The organism is Tessaracoccus zhenghani, assembly GCF_054552775.1.
On record NZ_CM137275.1, the window covers coordinates 2937050 to 2955858 of the forward strand.

An 18809-nucleotide genomic window follows, 5' to 3' on the forward strand; every position below is an offset into this window, starting at 1 on the left:
ACGTTGGACGCCGCGGATCCACAGGAGGAACTGATGCTTCGTTTTGAGATCCGCACCGGGCCGGAGTTCGGCGACAACCCACCCGCATATCCCGAGACCGGACACGTGCCGGACTGGTACCGCGACGCGAAGCTGGGCTTCTTCATCCACTGGGGCCTCTACTCGGTGCCCGCCTGGGCAACTGCCCACGGGCCCGGGGGAGTGCCCGTCGAGGACGCCTACACCCACCACCAGTACGCGGAGTGGTACGGCAACACGGTGCGCATCGCCGGCAGCCCCACCTGGCTCCACCACCAGGCGGTCTACGGCACTGGCACCAGCTACGAGGACCTGGCGGACCACTGGCGCGCCGACCAGTTCGACGCCGACGACTTCGTCGGCCGCCTCGTCGACGCCGGCGCCCGCTACATCATCCCCACCTCCAAGCATCACGAGGGCTTCTGCCTCTGGGGCACGGGCACGACCGGTTTCAACGCCGTGCAGCGAGGCCCGCGCCGCGACCTGATCGCCGAGCTGCACGACGCCACCCGCCGCGCCGGCGCCCGTTTCGGGCTCTACTACTCCGGCGCGCTCGACTGGCACGTCTCAGACTTCCCACCCATCGAATCCGACACCGACCTGTTCCGCTTCCGCCGCCACGACGAACTGTTCTCCCGCTACGCCGCCGCCCAGGTGGACGAGCTCGTGGAGCGGTTCGCCCCGGACGTGCTCTGGAACGACATCGAGTGGCCCGACGGGGGCAAGGGGCACGAGGACTACGCCGTCGCCGCGCTGCTCAAGCGGTACCTGGACCAGGTGCCCGACGGTGTCGTCAACGACCGGTGGGGCGTGCCGTACCACGGCTTCCTCACCCGCGAATACATGGAGATCAACAACACCGTCGAGGTGCCCTGGGAGGCCACTCGGGGCCTCGGTTTCTCGTTCGGCTACAACCAGGCCGAAGGGCAGGAGCACACGCTCAGCGGAGCCGCGCTCGTCAGGTTGCTCGTCGACGTGGTGGCCAAGAACGGCAACCTCCTCATCAACGTCGGCCCCCGCGCGGACGGCACCATCCCCGAGCTGCAGGCGGCGTCGATGGCCGCCCTCGGCCGCTGGCTGCGGAGCTACGGAGACGCCATCTACGGCACCCGCCCCTGGCTGCGTGTGGGTGATGGGGATGTTCGCTACACGCACAAAGCCGGCGTCGTCTACGCCCTGCTGGACCCGTCACCGGGCGAACTCCACATCCCCCACGAGCTCGCCGGAGCGCGACTCAGGTGGCTCGGCGCCGACGGTGAAGTCACCGTCTCAGCGGGCGACTGGGTGTCGGTTCCCCACGTGATCAGGGACGAGCCGGTGGTGGTCGCGGCCATGGAAGGCATTCCGGTGCGGGCGGGCTAGCCGTTAGGCTGACGCCCATGTTCCAAAAGGTATTGGTCGCCAACCGCGGCGAGATCGCAGTGCGCGCATTCCGTGCAGCCTACGAACTCGGCTATCGCACCGTCGCAGTGTTCCCCTACGAGGACCGCAACGCCGATCACCGCGTGAAGGCGTCGGAGTCGTACCTCATCGGGGAGGAGGGCCACCCGGTCCGCGCCTACCTGAGCATCGACGAGATCATCCGTGCGGCCAAGGAATCCGGCGCGGACGCGATCTATCCGGGCTACGGCTTCATGTCGGAGAGCCCTGAATTCGCCAAGGCCTGCGAGGCGAACGGGATCACCTTCATCGGACCCTCGTCGGACGTGCTCGCCATGGCCGGCAACAAGGTGCGCGCCATCGAGGCCGCCAAGAAAGCCGGCGTGCCGGTCCTCAACTCCTGCCCTCCGTCCACGGACGTCGAGGTGCTGAAGAAGGCGGCAGACAGGATCGGCTTCCCCGTATTCGTGAAGGCCGTCGCCGGCGGCGGTGGCCGCGGTATGCGCCGCGTCGACGACCCCAGCAAGATCGCCGACGAGGTGGCCGCCGCCATGCGCGAGGCCGAGGCCGCGTTCGGTGACCCCACCGTCTACATCGAGCAGGCGGTCGCCGCCCCGCGTCACATCGAGGTGCAGATCCTCGCGGACGGCGAGGGCAACATCGTCCACCTCTTCGAGCGTGACTGCTCCATCCAGCGCCGCCACCAGAAGGTCATCGAGATGGCCCCGGCGCCGTTCATCTCCGAGGAACTGCGCCAGGCGCTGTGCAGCGACGCCGTGAAGTTCGCCGAATCCATCAACTACTTCTGCGCCGGCACCGTCGAGTTCCTCGTCGAGACCGACGGCCCCCGCGCCGGTCAGCACGTGTTCATCGAGATGAACCCGCGCATCCAGGTGGAGCACACCGTCACCGAAGAGATCACCGACGTGGACCTGGTGCAGGCGCAGATGCGCATCGCAAACGGCGAGACGCTCGAGCAGATCGGCATCCGCCAGGACGAGCTGCAGATCCGCGGTGCAGCCCTCCAGTGCCGCATCACGACGGAGGACCCGCTCAACTCCTTCCGCCCGGACACCGGTCTCATCACCGCCTACCGCTCCGCGTCGGGTGCCGGCATCCGCCTCGACGGCGGCACCACCGGAACCGGCGTAGAGATCAGCCCCCACTTCGACTCGCTGCTGGTCAAGCTGACCGCCCGCGCCCGTAACCTGAGCATGGCCATCGCCCGCGCCCAGCGCGCCCTGGCCGAGTTCCGCGTCCGCGGCGTGGCCACCAACATCCCGTTCCTGCGCGCAGTGCTGGAGGACGCGGACTTCCTCGCGGGGCCGGTCACCACCAACTTCATCGACGAGCGCCCCTACCTGCTCAACGCCCGCACCCCGGCAGACCGCGCCACCAAGCTGCTACGCCACATCGCCGAGGTCACCGTCAACAAGCCGCACGGCGACGCGCCCACCACGCTGGACCCGGGCGACAAGCTGCCGAAGGTGGACCTCAACGGGGGAGTCCCAGACGGCTCCCGTCAGCGCTTGCTGGCGCTCGGCGCCGCCGGGTTCGCCAAAGAACTGCGCGACGCGGTGCCCGTGCGGGTCACGGACACCACCTACCGCGACGCGCACCAGTCGCTGCTGGCCACCCGCGTCCGCACGCGCGACCTGCTGCGCATCGCCCCGACGCAGGCCCGCCTGCTGCCGGAGATGTTCTCCGTCGAATGCTGGGGCGGAGCCACCTATGACGTGGCGCTGCGCTTCCTGGGCGAAGACCCGTGGGAGCGGCTCGCCACGCTGCGTGAAGCGATGCCGAACCAGAACCTGCAGATGTTGCTGCGCGGCCGCAACACCGTCGGCTACACGCCGTACCCCACCGAGGTGACGCAGGCCTTCGTCGCCGAGGCAGCCGCCACCGGCATCGACATCTTCCGCATCTTCGACGCGCTCAACGACGTGGAGCAGATGCGCCCCGCGATCGAAGCGGTGCTCACCACCAACTCGGTGGCCGAGGTGGCGCTGTGCTACACCTCGAACCTGCTTGACCCCAACGAGAAGATCTACACGCTCGACTACTACCTCCGCCTGGCGGAGAAGATCGTCGACGCAGGTGCGCACATCCTGGCCATCAAGGACATGGCCGGGCTGCTGCGCCCCGAGGCGGCCCGCCGCCTGGTCACCGCGCTCCGGGAACGTTTCGACCAGCCCGTGCACCTGCACACCCATGACACCACGGGCGGCCAGATGGCCACCCTCATGGCGGCCATCGACGCGGGGGTCGACGCCGTCGACGTGGCGAACTCGGCGCTCAGCTCCACCACCTCGCAGCCGCCGATGTCGGCTCTTCTGATGGCGCTGGACCAGACGGAGCGCCAGACCGAACTCGACGCGCAGGCCGTGCTGAACCTCGAGCCCTACTGGGAGGCCGTGCGCAACCTGTACAAGCCGTTCGAGTCCGGCCTTCCCGCGCCCACCGGCCGCGTCTACTCGCACGAGATCCCGGGCGGCCAACTGTCGAACCTGCGCCAGCAGGCCATCGCGCTCGGCCTCGGCGAGAAGTTCGAGCAGATCGAGAACATGTACGAGGCCGCAGACAAGATCCTCGGCCGGCCCATCAAGGTGACCCCGTCGTCGAAGGTGGTGGGCGACCTCGCGCTGCACCTCGTCGCCGTCGGTGCAGACCCGAAGGCGTTCGAAGAGGACCCGCAGAACTTCGACATCCCGGATTCCGTGATCGGCTTCCTCGGCGGCGAACTCGGCGAACCGGCCGGCGGCTGGCCTGAGCCGTTCCGCGCCAAGGCGCTGGGGGGCCGCAAGGTCCCCGTCCGCGTCACCGAGGTGTCCGACGAGGACCTGGCGCTGCTGGAGAACGAGGGCCGCGAACGTCAGGAGACGCTCAACCGGCTGCTGTTCCCCGGCCCCACGAAGGCGTTCATCCAGGCCCGCGAAGACTTCGGCGACATCTCCGTGCTGCCCACCGTCCCGTACCTCTACGGCATGGAACGCGGCAAGGAATACGCCATCACGCTGGAGAAGGGCGTCACGCTGCTGGCCGGTCTGGAGGCCATCTCCGAGCCCGACAAGCGCGGCAAGCGCACCGTCATGACGCTGCTCAACGGCCAGATCCGGCCGGTGCGGGTGCGTGACCTCTCGATCAAGTCGGAGGTCGCGGCGGCTGAGAAGGCGGACACGTCGAACAAGGGCCACGTGGCCGCACCCTTCAGCGGCGTCGTGACGCCGTCGGTGGTTGAGGGCGACGTGGTTGAGGCGGGGGCGCCGGTGGCCACGATCGAGGCGATGAAGATGGAGGCCTCCATCAACGCCCCGGTGAGCGGCACCGTCCGTCGCGTCGTGCTGCCGGGCGCCACCCAGCTCGAGGGCGGCGACCTCGTCCTGGTGATCGACGCCAGCTGACGGGCTCGGCCGTTGGGCCCTGCGGCCGGTTCCGCAGGTGATGGGAGGGGCCCTCCCGCCCATGCCGGGGTCCCGACGCGCGTGGGTTTGTCGGCGGGGTGTTGGCGTCGGGACTCCGACAACGCCCACCTAACCCGTCGGGCCCCTCCCATCTCCTGCTGTGGGCTGGCTGTTGCCGTTGGTGGGGGTGGCCGGCGGTGGTTGCTTGCGGCCGGTTCCGCAGGTGATGGGAGGGGCCCTCCCATCACCTGCTGTGAGCTGGCGGCTGCCGGTGGCCGTTGGGGGATCAGTGCGGGCTGGGTCCGGGGCCCTTGGGGTGCGGCTACGAGTCGGTGCCCACGACGGTGACATCCAGCCGCTCGTCCGAGGCCACAGCCTCGAGCACCTCGACGACGGGCTGCAGCCAGGAGCGCGCCTCGTCGCTGAGTTCCGGGTTGGTCAGCACGCGTCGGTAGTCCTCCAGGGCCTCGACGGCGTGCACCCGCTTCGCGTAGCCCACCACCTGGCCGGGGAGCGGCCGCAGCGGCACGGCCAACTGGCGGTCCGCCAACGAACGCAGCGAGTAGTCGCTGTTCAGGCCGCCGCGGGCGAGGTCCCATTCGACCCGGTCGAAGGTCTCCGCGTCCCACGGGATGTCGCGGCGCGCGGCCGCCAACTCGTCGAGCCAGGCCTGGAACAGGTGCCAGCTGGGGGCCATGCGGTCCGGCGGAATGTAGGCGCCGGTGAGCAGCGCGTCGACATCCGTGCGCTGCGGCAGCGACGGATCGATCTCGTTGGCCGGATCGCGGCGCATGAGCGGCCCGAACCAGTGCCGACGCGACGGCTGGGGGGCCGCGAAACGCTCGGCGGCGACCGCGCGCAGGCGCTCGGCTAGAGGCGCCGGAGCGCGGAAGATGTCGCGCACCTCATCGATCGAGATCGCGTAGACGACGAGCCGGTGCATGCTTCCACGTTATCCCGCGCGTAGTATCAACGCAGTGAATCCGAGAAGTCGTCGCCTGATAGTCACGGGGGTCCTGGTGGCCCTCGTGTTGCTTGCTGTCGCCAGCGCCGTGTGGGGCGGCCAGCTGTGATCACCGGTGACGCCCTATGCTGGGCGGTCTGATGAACATCCTCGTCCGTAGCGCAGCAGCCTCGCTGGCCGGCGGCCTGGCGCTTGCCACGGCCGTGCTGCCGGCATTCGCAGAGGACGTCCCCATCCCCGAGAGTGCAGCGCCGCTGGTGGGCATGGCCTACGACCCCGGCAACGAGGAACTCTGGCTCGCCGGCGCAGACGCGGACCAGGGCACGCTGGTGGACGCCACGGGCGAGAAGGAAGTCACGTTCACCGCAGACCTCGTCTCGGTGCAGGCACTGTCCTGGTCCGGCGACAGGCTCTGGGTCGGCGACATCGGTGACCCCAGAAGCACCCGCGACACCATCGTCGTCTACCGCCTCGGCTCCACCGACGGCGGGCGCACCACGTACCACGCCTACGACTTCCAGTACGAGGACCAGCCGCAGGACGCCCAGGCGATGCTCATCTCCGGACGCGGCAACATCTACATCGTCACCGGCGGCGAATCCCCGGGCGTCTACCGTGTGCGCGGCGACATCAGTCGCGAGGACATGAACACCCTCGTGCGGGTCTACGACGCGCCTGAGGGCGTGACCGACGGCGTCTTCCTCAGCGACGGCTCCACCATGGCGCTGCGCACCACCGCCGGCATCGAGTACATCGACGCCCTGCGGTGGGAACCGCTCGTCACCGACACCATCGTCGGGGCCCCGGAGGGCGAATCCATCGCGAGGGGTGCCGACGACGAACTCTTCGTCGGCGGCAACCCCGCCGTCCGCGTCAGCGAGGTGCCCGGCGAGGACGTGACGACCACCGTGGCGCCGCAGGTGGCGGAGTCGCCGTCGGCAGAGCCGTCCACGACGGCGCCGACAGCCACGGGGAGCGCGGAACCCGCCGCCCCCGAACCCGCCGCCGAAGAGGGCCCGGCGAGGGCCGGCACCATCACGGCGTTGGCGCTGGCCGCGGCCGTGGCGCTCGCCGCCGGCGTCGTCACCTACCTCTGGCGCAACTGACTTACAACCGCTCGATCACGTAGTCGAGGCACGCGGTGAGCGCCTCCACGTCGTCGGGGTCAACCGACGCATAGCAGCCGACGCGCAGCTGGTTGCGGTTCAGCGCCCGGTACGGATCCACGTCGCGGATGCCGTTGTCGCGCAGCGCTGCGATGACCGTGGCTGCGTTGACGCTCTCGTCCAGGTCGATCGTTGCGACGACGGGGGAGCGGTGCGCCGGGTCAGTCACGAACGGCGACGCGAAGCTGCGCGCTTCGGCCCAGTCATACAGCGTCTGGCTGGAGCGGCGGCAGCGCGCCGCGACCTCCGCCATCCCGCCGAGGTCCAGCATCCATTGGATCTGGTCCTCGAGCAGCAGCAGCGTGGCCAGCGCGGGGGTGTTGAGCGTCTGGTTCTTCCGCGAGTTGCTGACCGCGGTGCTGAAATCCAGGATTTCGGGGATGTAGCGCCCCCCGGCCTTGATCCGCTCCGCCCGCTCGACGGCAGCGGGTGAGGCGAACGCGAGCCAGAGCCCGCCGTCGGAGGAGAAGTTCTTCTGCGGGGCGAAGTAGTAGACGTCCGTCTCCGAGATGTCGGCGTCGATGCCGCCGGCGGCCGAGGTGGCGTCGATCAGCACGATGGAATCCGGGTCGCCACGGCGCACGACGGGGGCCGCCGCGCCGGTTGAAGTCTCGTTCTGCGCCCAGGCGTGGACGTCCGAGTCGCGGCTCTCGGGCAGCGCGACGCCGCCCACGGGGGCCTCGAAGATCGCCGGGTCGTCCAGGTGCGGGGCGCGCGACGCGGCGCGGGCGAACTTGCGGGTGAACTCGCCGAAGACGCCGTGGGCCGAGCGCTGCTCGATCAGCGAGAAGACGGCCATGTCCCAGAACAGGGTGGAGCCGCCGTTGCCGAGCACCACCTCGTAGCCGTCGGGCAGGCGGTACAGCTCGGCGAGGCCTGCCTGAATGGTGGCGACCAGTTCGCGGACCGGGGCCTGACGATGCGAGGTGCCCATGATGTCGGAGCGCAGGCCCAGGTAGTCGAGGGCCTCGGGGCGAACCTTCGCCGGGCCGGAGCCGAACCGGCCGTCGAGCGGGAGCAGATCGTCGGGGATCATCATGGGGGCAATCTTCTCATCTCACGCGACCTGCACATTTCGGGGATCCATGTTCAGGGCCGCGAAACGAGTGGTGTTGGATGGAACCATGGCCGTTACGCAGATCAAGGTTGCCCACGCAGTCACTCCCGAAGGCGTCGTCGACGACGCGGTCCTCACCGTCGACGGTGACCGCATCGTCTCCGTCGAATCCGGTGGCGGGGGAGAGGGCACCCTCTGGGCAGTCCCGGGATTCGTCGACTCGCACTGCCACGGGGCCGTCGGTGTCGCCTTCGGCAACCCCGACCGAGAGGCCAACCTGCGGGCCGTCGACTACCACCGCAAGCAGGGCTCCACCACGGTGTTCGCCTCGACGGTGACCGAACCCATCGAGAAGCTCGAGGCGCAGTTGGCCGTCCTGAAGGAACTGGTGGAGGCCGGCGAACTGGGCGGCATCCACCTGGAGGGGCCGTTCCTGGCCGAGGCCAAGAAGGGCGCCCACGACCCCGCGCTGCTGCGCGACCCTGATCCGGAATCCGTCGAGCGCCTCATCGCCGCCGGCGGCGACGCCCTGAAGATGATCACGCTCGCCGTCGAACGCGACCACGGCGAGGAAGCCACCCGCCGCTTCGTGGAGGCCGGGGTCCATGTCGCCTTCGGCCACTCGGATGCCGATGACGTGACCACCGCGGAATCCATCGAGTGGGGCGCCGACATCGCCACCCACCTGTTCTCCGCCATGCGCTCCATCCACCACCGCGAGCCCGGCCCCGTGCCGGTGCTGCTCTCCGACGAGCGCGTGATGGTGGAGCTGATCTGCGACGGCATCCACCACGCCCCGGTGATCGCCGCCATGTCCATCGACGCCGCCGGACCCGGCCGCGTCGCGCTGGTGACCGACGCCATGAGCGCCACCGGCATCGGCGACGGCAACTACCTCCTCGGTGAGCTCGAGGTGGCGGTCAAGGACGGCACAGCCCGCCTCGTGACCACCGATGGCAGCCAGGGCGCCATCGCCGGCTCCACCCTGACCATGGCCCGCGCCTTCGAGTTCGTCGTGCAGGAGGTCGGCGTCTCGATCCCCGACGCGGCGCTCATGGCGTCGACCACCCCAACGAAGTGGCACGGCGTGCCGGACGTCGGCGAACTCGCGCCCGGGAAGTTCGCGGACGTGTGCCTCGTGGACGACGACGGCGTGCTGAGGGGCGTGCTGCGCCGCGGCGAGTGGATCGTCGCCTCCCAGGCCGGTTGAGGGGCCCAAGCCGCGGCGCCAGGCTTCCCGCAACCACGCCGGGGCTAGGATGGCCGGGGAAAGGGGGTGGCGATGAGTGACCTGATCGACACCACGGAGATGTATCTCCGCACGGTGTATGAGCTGCTCGAAGAGGGGATCCCGCCGCTTCGGGCCCGCATCGCTGAGAGACTCCACCAGTCCGGTCCCACCGTCTCGCAGACCGTGGGGCGGATGGAACGAGACGGACTCCTCGTCGTCGACGAGGACCGCACCATCAAGCTGACGCGCACCGGCGCCAAGCTCGCGCGCGACGTCATGCGCAAGCACCGCCTCGCTGAATGCCTGCTCACGGAGGTCATCGGCCTCGAGTGGGAGAAGGTGCACGACGAGGCCTGCCGTTGGGAGCACGTCATCTCCCTGGACGTGGAGAAGCGCCTGGTCGCGATCCTCGATTCCCCCACCCACTCGCCCTACGGCAACCCCATTCCCGGGCTGCACGAACTCGGCATCGACGTGCACCACCAACCGTTCCGCGAAGGCGCGGACCCGCTCACCGACATGGTGACCGAGGAACCGCAGCGGTTCGTGCTGCAACGCATGAGCGAGAACCTCCAGGCCGACGCGCACTCGCTGGGGCTCCTGGCGCGCACCGGCTTCGGACCTGACACCCCCTTCGAGGCGGTGAGGATCGGCGACACGGTGCACATCACCGTCGGTGAGGCCGCCGTCGACGTGCCCGTGCACACTGCGGAACTGCTGTTCGTGAGCCCCGAGTGAGCGACCTCGACGGCGTGCTGAGGTGGTTCGGCACCCGCAAGCCCGGCGCCATGGAGGAGGTGCTGTCCCGTGCCTACGGCGGTGACCGCACTCCCTACGAGTGGCTGGCGCGGGCGGTGTCGTCGTCTGCCGTGACCGTGCTCGACCTGGCCTGCGGCGCCGGGGCGATGATCGAGCGGCTGCAGCGGCCGGGCCGCACCGTCATCGGCCTCGACCGGTCAGAGGCGGAGCTGCGCGAGGCGCAGCGCCGCGGCCGCGGCCCGCTGGTGCAGGCGCACGCCTCCTACCTGCCGTTCGCCGACAACAGCTTCGACGCGGTGGTCAGCTCGATCGGCATCTCCGTCGTGGCTGACCGTCCACGGTTCCTGGCGGAAGCCGCCCGTGTGCTGAGGCCGGGTGGTGTGTTCGCCGCACTCACGCCGTCGCTGCGTCCCGCGAACATCGAGGACCTGAAGATCGTCAGCCGTCTGGGCGGCTACCTGCGCACCACCCCGCACCTCCCGGGCGTCACCGAGTTCACGGCCAAGCGTGCCCTGGGTGAGGTGGGCCTCACGAAGGCCGAGGACAAGCGGGCGAAGTACTACTACGAACTGGCCAGCGAGGAGGACGCGGAACACTTCCTCGCCGGGCTCCGCGCCCCCGTCGACGCCAGCCGCACGGCCGCCACGCTCGATTTCCTCCGCCAGCGGCTCCGGATCGGCCCCGTCAAGGTGCCGCTGCCGATGCGCCGCATCATCGCGATCAAGTAATTTCCTGCCGGGCTGGGACCCTGTCGGTCCATAGGAAGTGGCAGCGAGCCGGGGTATGGTCGAAGTGTCGGGCGGAATATCCCGTAATCCCACCGCGTTGCACTACGTGGAAACGACGACGAAAGGTGTCACCCATGGCGACCACTGACCTGACTGCTGTTGATTTCGAGAGCACGGTCAAGGACAACGAGATCGTGCTGGTCGACTTCTGGGCCGACTGGTGCGGACCGTGTAAGCGTTTTGCGCCGATCTACGATGACGCCTCCGTGCGGCACGACGACGTCGTGTTCGCGAAGGTCGACACCGAAGACGCTCGCGACCTTGCGGCTGCGCTGGAGATCCAGTCCATCCCCACGTTGATGGGCTTCAAGTCCGGCCAGCTGGTGTTCCGCCAGGCCGGCATGCTCAGCGGCAAGCAGCTCGACTCCGTGATCGAGCAGATCCGCGACCTCGACATCGAGGCCGCGCTCGCCGATCAGCAGAAGAAGTAACCCGCAGACCACCAACGAACGGCGGCCCGTCCCCACTCCGGGGGCGGGCCGCCGTCGTCGTGCGTGAGCACCTGGATGGGGTCACCGGTTCCGTAACGCTGTTGGTCGGCGTGTCGCGCCCGTGACCCCATCCAATTGCTCATGGGCACAGCGCGACCCCAACGTTTGGGGACACCCCCTCTGGAGGCCCATACCCCCGCCCCCTACTATGACCAGTAGTAGTAACGGAAAGGGACGACGATGACCTCCGACCGCAAGGACATGACGGTCCAACCGGATCTCAGTGCGAGCCAGGGACGGGTGGCGGCGGTACGCTCGCGCCGTCCCATCTACCTGGACATGCTCCCGCCGTGCAACGCGGGGTGCCCGGCGGGCGAGAACATCCAGGAATGGCTGAGGCTCATCAAGGCCGGTGAGGCGGAGGCGGCCTGGCGACAGCTGGTGGCCGACAACCCGTTCCCCGCCGTCCACGGGCGCGTCTGCTACCACCCGTGCGAGACCGCCTGCAACCGTCAGGAGCTCGACTCCGCCGTCAGCATCCACTCCGTGGAGCGCTACCTGGGCGACCTCGCCATCGAGAAGGGCTGGCAGTTCCCCAAGGTCCGCCGCGCCTCCGGCCGCCGCGTGATGGTGGTGGGCGCAGGTCCCTCAGGCCTCTCCGCCGCGTACCACCTCGCCCGCCTCGGCCATGCCGTGGAGATCTTCGACGCCGGTGACCTCCCCGGCGGCATGATGCGCTACGGCATCCCCGAGTACCGCCTCCCACGCAACGTGCTGGACGCCGAGATCGACCGCCTCCGCGAGATGGGCATCGTCTTCCGGCAGAACACCCCCATCAAGGATCTCCTGGCCACGCAGGAGCAGGGCCGGTTCGACGCGGTGTTCATCGCCGTCGGCGCCCACATCTCCAAGCGCGTCGACATCCCCTCGGCAGACGCCACACGGGTCGTCGACGCGGTGAGCTTCCTGCGCGACGTCGCCTCGGGCGAGCGGCCGGTCATCGGCCGCAGGGTCGCCGTCTACGGCGGCGGCAACACGGCCATGGACGCAGCCCGGGTCGCCCGGCGGCTCGGCGCGGAGGAGTCGGTCGTCGTCTACCGGCGCACCGAGGAACAGATGCCCGCCCACGCCGAGGAACTCGAGGGCGCCCAGACAGAGGGCGTCAAGATGAACTGGCTGCGCACCATCAAGGAGATGCACGACGAGGACCTCACCGTCGAGGTCATGGAGATCGACGAGGAGGGCAGGGCCCGCGGCACCGGCAGGTACGAGACGCTCACCGCCGACACTGTCATCCTCGCGCTCGGCCAGCGCGCCGACACCGACTTCCTCCGCGCCATCCCCGGCATGAGCTTCAACGACGACGTGGTCGACGTCGATCCGCATTCGCTGATGACCGCGGTGCCCGGCATCTTCGCCGGAGGCGACGCCGTGCCGTCGGACCGGACCGTCACCATCGGCACCGGCCACGGCAAGAAGGCGGCCAAGCGGATCGACGCCTACCTCAACACCGAGGAATGGGTCACGCCGCTGAAGCACCCCGTCGTCACCCTGGACCAGATGAACGTGTGGTACTTCGGCGACCACGGCCGTCGGCAGCAGCAGGAGACGGAGGGGGAGGACCGCATCGGCGACTTCGCCGAGATCGTCTCCGGCCTCACCGACGAGGAGGCGAACTTCGAGGCGCGCCGGTGCCTCAGTTGCGGTAACTGCTTCGAGTGCGACGGCTGCTTCGGCGCCTGCCCGGAGGACGCCGTCATCAAGCTGGGCAAGGGCAACCGGTACCGCTTTGACTACGAAAAATGTACGGGCTGTGCCACCTGCTACGAGCAGTGCCCGGTGCACGCCATCGAGATGATTCCGGAGGGAGGACGATGAGCAGCCTGCAGGCCATCATCGACGGCAACGAGGCAGCGGCTGATGTCGCCTACCGGGTGAGCGAACTGTGCTCGATCTACCCCATCACTCCCAGCTCCACCATGGCGGAGCTCGCCGACGAGTGGATGGCGCACCACCGCCCCAACATCTACGGGCAGGTGCCCACCGTCATCGAGATGCAGTCCGAGGGCGGCGCCGCCGGCGCGATGCACGGCGCGTTGCAGGGTGGTGCTCTGTCGACGACGTTCACCGCGTCGCAGGGTCTCCTGCTGATGATCCCCAACATGTACCGCATCGCCGGCGAGCTGACCTCGACGGTGTTCCACGTGGCCGCGCGCTCCCTGGCGACGCAGGGCCTGTCCATCTTCGGCGACCACCAGGACGTCATGGCCGTGCGGCAGACGGGCGTGTGCCTGCTCAGCTCCGCGTCGGTGCAGGAGGCCCACGACATGGCCGCCATCGCGCACCACGCCACGCTGCGCACGCGCCTGCCGTTCGTGCACTTCTTCGACGGGTTCCGCACCTCGCACGAGCTCAACACCATGACGCGTCTCACCGACGACCAGCTGCGCGCCTTCATCCCGCGCGACCTCGTGCTCGAGCACCGCGGCCGCGCCCTCAGCCCCGCCAACCCGTTCATCCGCGGCACCGCGCAGAACCCGGACACCTACTTCCAGTCACGCGAGACGTCCAACGCGTTCTACGAGTGGGTGCCCGGCGTGCTGACGGATGCCATGCGCCAGTTCGAGGCGCTCACCGGCCGCAGCTACGGCCTCGTCGAGTACCACGGCGCCGAGGACGCGGAGCGGGTTGTCATCATCATGGGCTCCGGCATCGAGGCCGTCACCCCCGTGGTCGACAGGCTCAATGCCGACGGCGGGCGCGTCGGGGTCATCCAGATGCGCCTGTACCGCCCCTTCCCGACGGAGGCCCTGCTCGCCGCGCTGCCCGACAGCGTGCGGCGCCTCGCGGTGCTGGACCGCACCAAGGAGCCCGGCGCCTCAGGCGAGCCGATGTTCCTCGACGTCAGTTCCGTGCTGGGCGAGGCGGTCGCCAACGGTCGGCGGGCCTCGCTGCCCCAGATGATCGGTGGTCGCTACGGCCTGTCGTCGAAGGAGTTCACGCCCGCGATGGTGCAGGCGATCTTCGATGAGCTGGGCGCCGAGCACCCGCGGCCCCGGTTCACCGTCGGCATCAACGACGACGTGACGCACCTGTCGCTCGACTACGACCCGACGTTGGACCTCGAGGACCCCGAGACCCTGCGCGCCGTGTTCTACGGGCTGGGCTCCGACGGCACCGTCGGCGCCAACAAGAACACCATCAAGATCCTCGGCTCATCGGAGGACCTGTTCGCCCAGGGCTACTTCGTCTACGACTCGAAGAAATCCGGCTCGCGCACCGTCTCGCACCTCCGGTTCGGCCCCAACCCGATCAAGGCGCCGTACCTGGTCAGCCAGGCAGGCTTCATCGGCTGCCACCACTGGTCCATCCTGGAGCGCGTCGACGTGCTGGAGTTCGCGCGGCCCGGCACCACGCTGCTGCTCAACTCCCCGTACGGCCCACGCGAGACGTGGCACCACCTGCCGCAGCCCATGCAGGAGAAGATCATCCAACTGGGCCTCAAGGTCTACGTGATCGACGCCGGCAAGGTGGCACGCGCGGCGGGCCTGGGCAGCCGCACCAACACCATCCTGCAGACCTGCTTCTTCGCCATCTCCGGCGTGCTCGACAGGGAACTGGCGATCCGCAAGATCAAGGACGCCATCTCCAAGACCTACGCCCGCAAGTCGGCCGAGGTCGTCCGGAAGAACCACGAGGCGGTCGATTCCGCGCTCGCGGACCTCTTCCAACTCGACATCCCCGTCGATGCCACCTCCGGCCGGGGCTTCATCCCCCCGGTGCCGTCGGATGCCCCCGAGTTCGTCCGCACCGTCACCGCGACCATGCTGCAGGGCCGCGGCGACGACCTGCCCGTCTCGGCGCTGCCCGTCGACGGCACGTACCCCTCCGGCACGACGAAGTTCGAGAAGCGCAACATCTCCGAGATCGTCGCCGAGTGGGATGAGGAGGCCTGCATCCAGTGCGGCAACTGCGCCTTCGTCTGCCCGCACGCCGTGCTGCGTGCCAAGTCCTACCCGACCGAGATGCTCGACGGCGCGCCCGACGGCTTCCTCAGCGCCCCCCTGAACGCAGTCGGCCTCCCGTCGACGAGTTACACGTTGCAGGTCTACGTCGAGGACTGCACCGGTTGCGGCCTCTGTGTGGAGGCGTGCCCCGTCAAACCCATCGGTCAGCTGAACCGCCGCGCCATCAACCTCGTGCCGAAGCTGGACCGCAGCAAGGACATCGAGGCCGTCGAGTTCTTCGAGGAACTCCCGGTCAACAAGCGCGTCAACGTCGATTTCGGCACCGTGCGCGGCACCCAGTTCCTGGAGCCGCTGTTCGAGTTCTCCGGAGCCTGCTCGGGCTGCGGCGAGACCCCGTACCTGAAGCTGCTCAGCCAGTTGTTCGGCGACCGCGCCACCATCGCCAACGCGACGGGGTGTTCGTCCATCTACGGCGGCAACCTGCCCACCACGCCGTGGGCGAAGAACGCCGAGGGTCGCGGCCCGGCCTGGTCCAACTCCCTGTTCGAGGACAACGCCGAGTTCGGCCTGGGGATGCGGCTGGCCGCGGACCTCCACGAGGACCTGGCCCGCCGTCGGCTCCTGGAGCTGAAGGGGCAGATCGGCGACGACGACCTCGTCGACGCCATCCTGGGCGCGAGGCAGCGGCAGGGCTCCGAGATCGCGGCGCAGATGGAGCGGGTCAAGCTCCTCCTCCCGAAACTCACCGACCTCACCGGCACCGCCGCGGAGGACCTCCGCTCTGTGGCCGACCACCTGGTGCGGCGCTCCGTGTGGATCGTGGGCGGTGACGGCTGGGCCTATGACATCGGCTCCGGTGGCCTGGACCACGTGCTCGCCTCCGGCCGCAACGTCAACATCCTCGTGCTCGACACCGAGGTGTACTCCAACACCGGCGGGCAGGCCTCGAAGTCGACGCCGATGGGCGCCGTCGCGAAGTTCGCCTCCGGCGGGAAGACCACCAACAAGAAGGACCTGGCGCTCCAGGCTTCGGCCTACGGATCCGTCTACGTGGCGCGCGTCGCCATGGGTGCGGACCCGCAGCAGACGCTGAAGGCGTTCCGTGAAGCGGAGGCCTACGACGGCCCCAGCCTGATCATCGCCTACAGCCACTGCATCGCCCAAGGCTTCGACATGCGCAAGGGCCTGGACCAGCAGTACAAGGCGGTCAACTCCGGCCACTGGCCGCTGATGCGCTACAACCCCGTCATCCGCGACGCCGGCGGCAACCCGTTCCTGCTCGACTCCCCGCGCCCGCGGCTGTCGCTGGCCGAGTACCAGTCGGTCGAGCTGCGCTACCGGGTGCTGCGGGCCGCAGATCCGGAGGAGGCCGACCGGCTGCTCTCCCTGGCGCAGGAACAGATCGACCGCCGCTGGGGTGAATACGAACAGCTCGCCGCCCGCGGCGCTGATTCCTTTGCTGCAGACCCGAGGAGAGACTGATGACCGACCTGACCACCACCTACCTGGGCCTCTCCCTGCGCAACCCGGTCGTCGCCTCGGCCGGGCCACTGTCGCAGTCGGTGGCCGGCATCAAGGCGCTGGCCGACGGCGGCGTCGGAGCCGTCGTGATGTATTCGCTGTTCGAGGAACAGCTCCGCCGGGAGGCCGAGGTTGCCGCCGCGCTGGAGGAGATGTACGACAATTCCTTCCCCGAGGCGCTCAGCTACTTCCCGACGGTGCCCGCCTCGCAGAAGGACGCCAGCCACGCATACCTGAAGCTGGTCGAGCAGGGCGCCAAGGCGATCGATGTACCTCTGATCGCCTCGCTGAACGGCGCGTCGATGGGCGGCTGGACCCAACAGGCCCGCCGCCTGGCGGACGCCGGCGCCTCGGCGATCGAGCTGAACATCTACTTCGTGCCCGGTGACATCACGATGACCGGCGCTGCGGTGGAAGAGCGGCACCTCGAGATCGTCGCGGCGGTGAAGAGCACCGTCGACGTACCCGTGGCCGTGAAGATCAGCCCGTACTTCTCGTCGGTGGGCAACATGGTGCTGCGCCTGGTGGACGCCGGCGCGGACGGCGTGGTGCTGTTCAACCGCTTCCTGCAGCCCGACATCGACGTGGACAGGGTCACCGTCGAATCCGGTGTCTCGCTGAGTTCCCCGGTGGAGGCCCGCCTGCCGCGCACCTGGATCGCGGTGCTCCGCGGCAAGATCGCTGCGTCGCTGGCCGCCACCACCGGCGTGGACCGGCCGGAAGACGTCATCAAGTACATCCTGGCTGGAGCCGACGTGGTGATGACCACCTCATCGCTGATCCGACGCGGCCCCGCCTACGCCGAGGTGCTCGTCGACGAACTGGCCGCCTGGTTGGAGGACCGCGACCTGACGCTGCACCAGGCGCGCGGGCTGCTGAGCGTGCCGAAGGAAGCGGCCGCCGACGTCTACGAGCGCTCCGGGTACGTCTCGGCGTTGGAGAAGGCCAAGGCCACCTACGGATCGCTTCGCTGAACGACAGTCCGGAGCGCCGCCGCGCCCGTTGTGCGGGGCGGCTCTCAGGCCGGTATCCTGACCTGGTTGGCCCCGTAGCTCAGGGGATAGAGCACCGCTCTCCTAAAGCGGGTGTCGTTGGTTCGAATCCAACCGGGGTCGCCAACTGTGTGAGCGTGAACGTAGACCGGGAGCGTCTTTGGCTGGGGGTTAAAGACCCGCGAGCGGGACCCAAGGGGACAGCATTGGACAATTCGTATCCCACGGGTATCCCACAGTGGTCGGGCTGACGACCTGATGGGTGAGTATGCAGGCTCGGTCACGTCCAGCTGTGCCCGCAGGGATAGAGATAGGAACGTCGGGAAGGCTGCAGGGGTACCTGAGTGGACCCTTGGGTTGGCTAGGCCCTCCTAGGTCGACCCCCTGACCTCCTAGTGGTACGCAGGGGCCCCCGGGGGGTGACCCCCTGAGCGCTACGGCCTGCCTGCCCGTATTAAGCGGCTGAGGAAATGCCACGCTCGAAAGGGCGGGTTCAATCCATAGGAGTTGGTGTCTCGCTGTCGGCGGCGTGGCTAGCATTGGGCAACCGAACGTAAAGGGGGAAACGGCGATGGGGCTGTTCCGTAAAGCAGTGAGTCTTTCAACTCTCGGGGTTGTGTCATACCGCAGCAAGGATGAGCGGGTGCTGAGGGCCGCGAAGCAGACTGCGAAGTATTCGAAGCAGGCGCGTAACGCGGCCCGTGCTCAAGTTGTCCAGGGTGGTGTTGGGCTCGACCTGCAGCGCCAGCAACTGCAGACCGCGGAGTATCAGGCGGGCGTCTCACAGGCGCAGCTGGAGCAGGGGGAGGAGTTGCTGAGTCGGCGGCCGGTGCAGCGGCAGGTTGTGACCCGTGGCGCGCTGCATGCCCCGCAGCGGGCAGTCCCTCAAGCACCCCCATCTATCCCGGCTGGCTGGTATCCGGATCCGTACGACAAGGCCATGCTGACATGGTGGGACGGGACGAGGTGGCTCACAGAGACAAGGCGCAGCAACGCCCCGCTCCCCAGCGGTCCAGCGGCAGACGGCACGCCCCCGGCTGACTCCTGACGCAGAAACCCCCGCATCCCGGCCGTGTTGCCAGGATGCGGGGGTTTCGGTTTGTTAACCATGCATGGCAGACGTTGCTGCCGGA

Annotated in this window: 13 protein-coding genes and 1 tRNA gene; 12 read left to right on the forward strand and 2 right to left on the reverse strand. The window is 68.8% G+C overall.

Annotated elements, in window-relative coordinates; translation table 11 throughout:
- The first annotated feature begins 33 nt into the window (after positions 1-33).
- Together ACX1DX_RS13750 and ACX1DX_RS13755 are read left to right on the forward strand one after the other, a co-directional pair.
- A complete protein-coding gene (locus ACX1DX_RS13750; protein WP_459397041.1) occupies positions 34-1380 on the forward strand; it encodes an alpha-L-fucosidase in 1347 nt (448 codons plus the stop codon).
- 17 nt (positions 1381-1397) lie between these two features.
- Complete coding sequence (locus tag ACX1DX_RS13755) at positions 1398-4799, forward strand: pyruvate carboxylase (RefSeq protein WP_459397042.1); 3402 nt, start codon at positions 1398-1400, stop codon at positions 4797-4799.
- A 322-nt stretch (positions 4800-5121) separates the two neighbouring features.
- On the opposite strand, the gene ACX1DX_RS13760 is transcribed toward ACX1DX_RS13755, so the two are convergent.
- On the reverse strand, positions 5122-5742 hold the full coding sequence (locus tag ACX1DX_RS13760) for a DUF7691 family protein (RefSeq protein WP_459397043.1): 621 nt from the start codon (positions 5740-5742) through the stop codon (positions 5122-5124).
- 161 nt (positions 5743-5903) lie between these two features.
- Here ACX1DX_RS13760 and ACX1DX_RS13765 point away from each other — a divergent pair, with 161 nt between their 5' ends.
- The gene (locus ACX1DX_RS13765; protein WP_459397044.1) at positions 5904-6869 is read left to right on the forward strand and encodes a hypothetical protein; all 966 of its coding nucleotides are present in this window, start codon (positions 5904-5906) and stop codon (positions 6867-6869) included.
- A gap of 1 nt (position 6870) precedes the next feature.
- Here ACX1DX_RS13765 and serC read toward each other — a convergent pair whose 3' ends face one another.
- Positions 6871-7968, reverse strand: coding sequence for a phosphoserine transaminase (serC, locus tag ACX1DX_RS13770; protein ID WP_182762366.1), 1098 nt, complete (start codon positions 7966-7968; stop codon positions 6871-6873).
- Between the two features lie 85 nt (positions 7969-8053).
- Here serC and ACX1DX_RS13775 point away from each other — a divergent pair, with 85 nt between their 5' ends.
- From ACX1DX_RS13775 to ACX1DX_RS13815, 9 genes are all read left to right on the forward strand, one after another.
- Positions 8054-9196: an N-acetylglucosamine-6-phosphate deacetylase gene (locus ACX1DX_RS13775; protein ID WP_459397045.1), complete on the forward strand. Its 1143-nt coding sequence runs from the start codon at positions 8054-8056 to the stop codon at positions 9194-9196.
- 72 nt (positions 9197-9268) lie between these two features.
- Entirely contained in the window at positions 9269-9955 is a 687-nt protein-coding gene (locus ACX1DX_RS13780; protein ID WP_459397046.1) for an iron-dependent transcriptional repressor DtxR, read from the forward strand.
- The gene (locus ACX1DX_RS13785; protein WP_459397047.1) at positions 9952-10704 is read left to right on the forward strand and encodes a class I SAM-dependent methyltransferase; all 753 of its coding nucleotides are present in this window, start codon (positions 9952-9954) and stop codon (positions 10702-10704) included. Before ACX1DX_RS13780 ends, ACX1DX_RS13785 begins: the two co-directional genes overlap by 4 nt.
- Before the next feature lie 134 nt (positions 10705-10838).
- Positions 10839-11195 carry a thioredoxin gene (gene trxA, locus ACX1DX_RS13790; RefSeq protein ID WP_076063888.1) on the forward strand — a complete coding sequence of 119 codons (357 nt, stop codon included), beginning with the start codon at positions 10839-10841 and terminating at the stop codon, positions 11193-11195.
- Positions 11196-11435: 240 nt separating this feature from the next.
- A complete protein-coding gene (locus ACX1DX_RS13795) occupies positions 11436-13073 on the forward strand; it encodes an NAD(P)-binding protein (protein WP_459397048.1) in 1638 nt (545 codons plus the stop codon).
- A complete protein-coding gene (nifJ, locus tag ACX1DX_RS13800; RefSeq protein WP_076063891.1) occupies positions 13070-16645 on the forward strand; it encodes a pyruvate:ferredoxin (flavodoxin) oxidoreductase in 3576 nt (1191 codons plus the stop codon). The genes ACX1DX_RS13795 and nifJ overlap by 4 nt, the downstream gene beginning before the upstream one ends.
- Entirely contained in the window at positions 16645-17658 is a 1014-nt protein-coding gene (locus tag ACX1DX_RS13805; RefSeq protein ID WP_459397049.1) for a dihydroorotate dehydrogenase-like protein, read from the forward strand. Before nifJ ends, ACX1DX_RS13805 begins: the two co-directional genes overlap by 1 nt.
- A gap of 68 nt (positions 17659-17726) precedes the next feature.
- Positions 17727-17802 (forward strand) — tRNA-Arg (locus tag ACX1DX_RS13810).
- Between the two features lie 445 nt (positions 17803-18247).
- Positions 18248-18724, forward strand: a complete 477-nt coding sequence (locus tag ACX1DX_RS13815; RefSeq protein WP_459397050.1) for a DUF2510 domain-containing protein — start codon at positions 18248-18250, stop codon at positions 18722-18724.
- Positions 18725-18809: the final 85 nt, after the last annotated feature.